Genomic DNA, 4,901 nt, shown 5'->3' on the forward strand with positions numbered 1-4,901 from the left:
AACAGCCGTCTGGATGCGCTGCAGGCGGTGATCCTGTCGGTTAAGTTGTCCCACCTGCGGGAGTGGAACTGGCGGCGGCAGGGGATTGCCGAGTCCTATCACCGCCTGTTGCACGGGATCCCTGGCCTGATCCTGCCCCAGGTGGCGGTGGGGGGCAACTCGGTGTGGCACCAGTACACGGTGCGGGTGCCTGGCTCCCACCCAACCGACTCACGGCGGCGCGATGCTGTGCAACGGCAGTTGCAGGAGCGGGGCATTGCCAGCCGCGTTTACTACCCCATCCCCCTGCATCTGCAGCCGGTGTACCGCAAAAAGTTGGGGTACAAACCTGGGGATTTGCCCAATGCCGAACTCTGTGCCGCTCAAGTGTTGTCCCTGCCCTGTTTTCCTGAATTAACTCTCCGGCAGCAGGAGCGGGTGGCTGTAGCCATTGCCGAAATCTTGTCAGAAGAACCCTAGCGGCTCCGAACGCTGAGGAGGGAGCTCAGGTGTTATTGAAGCTCAGCCGAAGACTACCTCAACTATTTCCGTTATTTCAATGGTCTCCCCGACCAGGAGCTGTTTCTGCAAAGCTGCCATCGAAACAGCGCGTTCGTTTTCTGCGCCGCTTCCGCTTTACCCGCATCGGGGGTCGGTTTGTTGGGATCACCCTCTTGGTGAGTATTGCCGCCTTCAACACCGGCAACAATCCCCTATACCTGGTGCTGGGGATGCTGCTCAGCCTCATTCTCCTCAGCGGCCTCCTCTCCGACCTCACCCTCAAAGATCTAGAGGTGAGCCGGCAGTTGCCCAGCCGCATCTTTGCCGGCCAGCCGGTCTTGGTGGGGCTGACGCTGGTCAATCGCAAGCGACGCCTGCCCAGTTTTTCGCTGCAGGTGAGCGAACGCATCGAGGGGCTGAAGCGGGCAGATTGGCCTTCCAGCTATGTTTTGCGCCTGGATCCGGGCGCAAAGCTGGATACTTTCTATCAACACACCTTTTCAAGGCGAGGGGTGTGGCGGCTGCAGGGTTTTGAGATTGCCACCAGCTTTCCCTTTGAACTCTTCCGCAAGGCAGTGGAAATCGAGGACCCGCAGACGGTGATTGTGTTTCCTCGGCCTGCCCCTGTCCAAAACCTGTTGGTGTGGGAACAATTGAGCGGTGGTAGCCAGTTGCGCCCTCAGGCCGGCCAGGAGGGGGACTACCTTAGCCTGCGGCCCTATCGTCCCCAAGATGATGTGCGCTCGGTGCACTGGAAGATCTCCGCCAAACGGGATCAACTGGTTGTGCGGGAGCTGGAGCGCCCCCGTTCCCAGGCCATCGTCCTCTGTTTTGAAAATCGCTGGCAGCCGCGGGGAGAAAGCCCTGAAGCCCATCGCAACAAGCTGGAGCGAGCCGTAGAGCGCTGTGCCGGGATCCTCACCTATTTGATTCGAGAAGGCCACCCGGTGGCGCTGGCCACCTTACAGGAGCGGACTGCTTTTGGGGCGGATCTGGCCCACCAAGACCGGCTGTTAACTCTGTTGGCCCAACTAACCTTTGTCGGGGATCCCCAACTCAACTCTCAACTGAAAAGAGAGCCTGATCCCTCTGTTGGGTTTAACCTCACCCCCCACGATCGCTGTGTGCTGCTGGCCCATCCCGACCAGGATGGAAAATCTGCCCCGGGCTATCTCATCCACACAGGATTGCTATTGCAATTTATCCCAATCGAGTGAACTTCAGACCTATTTTGATAGCGGGATCCGTCGAGAGGCGTTTGGTAAAGCTTGAGCCGCGGATCTCTTTAAAGCTTTAGGTTGAACCGCTGGAAAAGTGTTGGTTCACTGCTCCAGCTTTTGGCGCAATTCTGGAATGGCCCGTCGCATTTGCCGATAGCCTTCTCGAATAATGGCATCTGCCTGGTGGAAATCGAAGATGCTGTATTGGCTGAGCTTAGGTTGTAACAGTAAGTCCGGTGGATGTTCGGCCAAAATGCTGTGGGTTACCATTTGCTCCATGATGTTCAAAGTTCTGCCGATAATGTCAAAAATGTTGGGGCCAGAAGGCTCGTCTGGAAACCATTGACTAATTTTTTCCTGGATCGCTTGTTGTAGAGATTGGTACCGTTTGTGGATGCGGGTGATGAAGCTGGTTTCCTTCTCGATCACCTCTCCTTCGACATTGAAGCGCCGGCGTCTTTGAAAAGTTTCTTCTACCTCCGTTTCCTCTACCTCCGGCTCCACATCCGCAGGATCCACGTGGTTGAGGTTGACCGCCAAGACAACCTCGGCGCCCATTTCCCGCACCACCCGTACCGGCAGCGGGTTGACAATGCCCCCATCGCTGAGGTAGCGACCTTCGTGCTGAAAAGGAGTGAAAATGCCGGGGATGGAGATGCTGGCCCGCACCGCATCGGCCATTTTGCCGGACCGCAACAGCACCTCTTGGCCTGTAATCAAATCTGTAGCCACGCAACAAAAAGGGATCCCGGCCTCTTCAATGCACAGCTCTTGCAAATGTTCCGTCAGTAGCTCGTAGATTTTGTTGCCCTCCAGAAGGCCACAGGTGGGAAAGACTACATCAAATAAAGACAGGATCATCTTCCAGTTGAGCTCCCGCACAAAGTCCTCTAGCTCATCCAGTTCACCTGCGGCGTAAATGGCTCCGACGAAGGCGCCGATGCTCGTCCCGGCAATGTAATCGATCGGGATCCCGGCCTGTTCTAGCGCCCGGATCACGCCAATATGGGCCCATCCCCTCGCTCCGCCACTGCCCAGTGCCAAGCCCAGTTTTTTGCCCATGGTCGCTTGTTCAAAAAAAGCCCAAAAGATTCTAGTAATTCTAAACTTTTAGGTGCCTGCCCTTTGCCGCAGATCAGGCGGCAAATAGCTGCGTTCTCCCAAACTTTCCAGCAGGGGCCCATAGCGGTCGAACTTGACCACGCTGACCGAGGCAGCCAAAACCTCGATACGATCCCGGTAGCGGCCCAGGTCAATGCCCAGCAGGCTGCAGAGAAGAATCCGAATGGTGGCCTTGTGGGAGACGATCAAGACGTTGCCATCCGACCATTTTGCTTCGATCTCCGCCACAACCGGCAGGGCGCGGTTGGCAATTTGCACGGCGGTTTCGCCGCCTGGAGGAGCGTTCCAGGCCGGCTCGGTCATCCAGCGCCAGTAGGTTTCGGGATGGGCTTCGCGGGCCTCGGCGTGGGTTTTGCCCTCCCACTCACCGTAGTGGATTTCCCTCAAGCCCTCTCGAATCTGCATCTCCAACCCCGTCTTCTCTGCCAGCGGCCTGAGAGTAGCCAAGGTGCGCCGCATCGGGCTGACGTAGAGGGCCTGCCAAGGGATCCCGGCATAGGCGGCGGCAAAAGCTTCTGCCATCTGCTGGCCTTCGGGGGTGAGGTCGGGATCGAGGGCGCCACAAAAGCTACCGGAACGGCTGTAGGGGGTTTCCCCGTGTCTGAGTAGGTACAGTCTGAGGCTCATGGGAGAAGATTCCAGGGGAGTTAAACTCCGCTACTCTAGCTCCCCAACTTTAAGATCCCTTTATCCCCCCTCGGGGCGGTGGTTGGTGGTGGGGATGTAGATGCGGCTGCCGGCCCACTGCAGCTTTTCTCGCAAGGTGCGGAAGTAGGAGAGGTCTTTTTCTAGGATCATCAGCTTGGCCGGCAGGGGAGCCCGTTGAATTTGCACCCACTGGCCGGGGTTGACCGATTGAGCCAAGACACCATCAGTCCAGAGGCGGGTCAGCCCTTCCGGATCGGCAAGGGGCCAGATCTCCACCGTGGCCGTGCCGCTGATAACAATGGGCCGGCTGGACAAGCTGAGGGGACAAATGGGAGTGATGATGATGGCCTCAAAGGTAGGTTCCAGGATGGGGCCGTTGGCTGCCAAGGTGTAGCAGGTGGATCCCGTCGGCGTGGCCACCAGCACGCCATCTCCGTGGTACTGATCCAAAATCTCGCCATTGACTTCGATTTCCATGATGGCGGCGGGCAGGCGTTCCCGGTTGATGGGCTTGAGGCACATTTCGTTGAGGGCGTAGTAGACTTCGCTGACCGGGTGGCCCTGCCGCTTGCCCTCCCCAGGGATAGCTCCCTGCCCCAATTGCGCTTGCTCCCAAATCTGGGCCTGCAACATCATGCGGGCTTGCAGAACAAAGTCTCCCGCCTGGATGCGATCCCAGGGATCCTGATGCAGCACCCGCTCCGACTGGGCCAAAAACCCCAGCCTGCCCCCCGACTGAATGGGCAAAATCGGGATCCCGTGCGGGGCCAGGTGGCGGGCTGCCGCCAACACCGACCCATCTCCCCCCAGCACCACCACCAGATCGATGGGATCCGAAGTGGCCTCCAAAAAGACCGGGTAGGGGTTGTGGTGCAAGCCGGTGGGAGCGGTCAGCACCGTAACGCCGCGCCGACGCAATTGCTCCGCACACAATTGACAGGCGGCTTTGCTCTCCCGATCCCCCTCCTTGTAGGCGATCACCACCAAGCCCAAGTCCATAAGCCCTCGCCCAGAGATCCCTTCCGATCATCCCTCTTGGGGCTGAAGGTTGCCCAGAAGGCCTCATTTCCCCAAGCATTCCCTTTCACTTTTTTCACATTTACTGGGGATCCTTAAAAAAATCTCTAAGTAGTCATTCCAAATAGCAGTAAAAAACGGCTCGTCGCGTCGTTATTGCTAGGCAGCGCTGCCGCAAACGCGCCGCTCCAACTCCCCTCTCCCTCTGGGAGAGGGGTTGGGGGTGGTCGCGTGAGCGGCGCGGAGCGCTTGGGCTGGCGGCAAAGTGTCTTCATCCGTATTTGGCTGAGCTAAGCAGTGTGACCTGCTGGATCGGCACAGCCGTGCAAGCGTTGCCGGACAGTTGCGGGCACCTACGCCGATTGCAGGCGCAGGTGCTGCACCAGAGCTTGTAATCCCAACAGATAGCTTTGC

At 58.3% G+C, this 4,901-nt stretch carries 5 protein-coding genes; 2 read left to right on the forward strand and 3 right to left on the reverse strand.

Translation table 11 applies throughout. The features are described from left to right. The coding region (locus NW857_RS12225; RefSeq protein WP_414369099.1) for a DegT/DnrJ/EryC1/StrS family aminotransferase at positions 1–459 on the forward strand (459 nt) is incomplete at its 5' end. 197 nt (positions 460–656) lie between these two features. Then, entirely contained in the window at positions 657–1,697 is a 1,041-nt protein-coding gene (locus NW857_RS12230; protein ID WP_414369101.1) for a DUF58 domain-containing protein, read from the forward strand. Positions 1,698–1,802: 105 nt separating this feature from the next. Here the strand turns inward: NW857_RS12230 and NW857_RS12235 are convergent, their stop codons facing one another. From NW857_RS12235 to NW857_RS12245, 3 genes are read right to left on the reverse strand one after another with little or no spacing between them, the layout of a single operon-like run. Next, positions 1,803–2,762, reverse strand: a complete 960-nt coding sequence (locus tag NW857_RS12235) for a patatin-like phospholipase family protein (protein WP_414338915.1) — start codon at positions 2,760–2,762, stop codon at positions 1,803–1,805. Between the two features lie 48 nt (positions 2,763–2,810). After that, positions 2,811–3,449: a histidine phosphatase family protein gene (locus NW857_RS12240; RefSeq protein WP_414335909.1), complete on the reverse strand. Its 639-nt coding sequence runs from the start codon at positions 3,447–3,449 to the stop codon at positions 2,811–2,813. Between the two features lie 60 nt (positions 3,450–3,509). Further along, positions 3,510–4,469, reverse strand: coding sequence for an NAD(+) kinase (locus NW857_RS12245; RefSeq protein WP_414348496.1), 960 nt, complete (start codon positions 4,467–4,469; stop codon positions 3,510–3,512). Positions 4,470–4,901 lie beyond the last annotated feature (432 nt).

Source organism: Synechococcus sp. H55.9 (assembly GCF_047462355.1).
Taxonomy (GTDB): domain Bacteria; phylum Cyanobacteriota; class Cyanobacteriia; order Thermostichales; family Thermostichaceae; genus Thermostichus.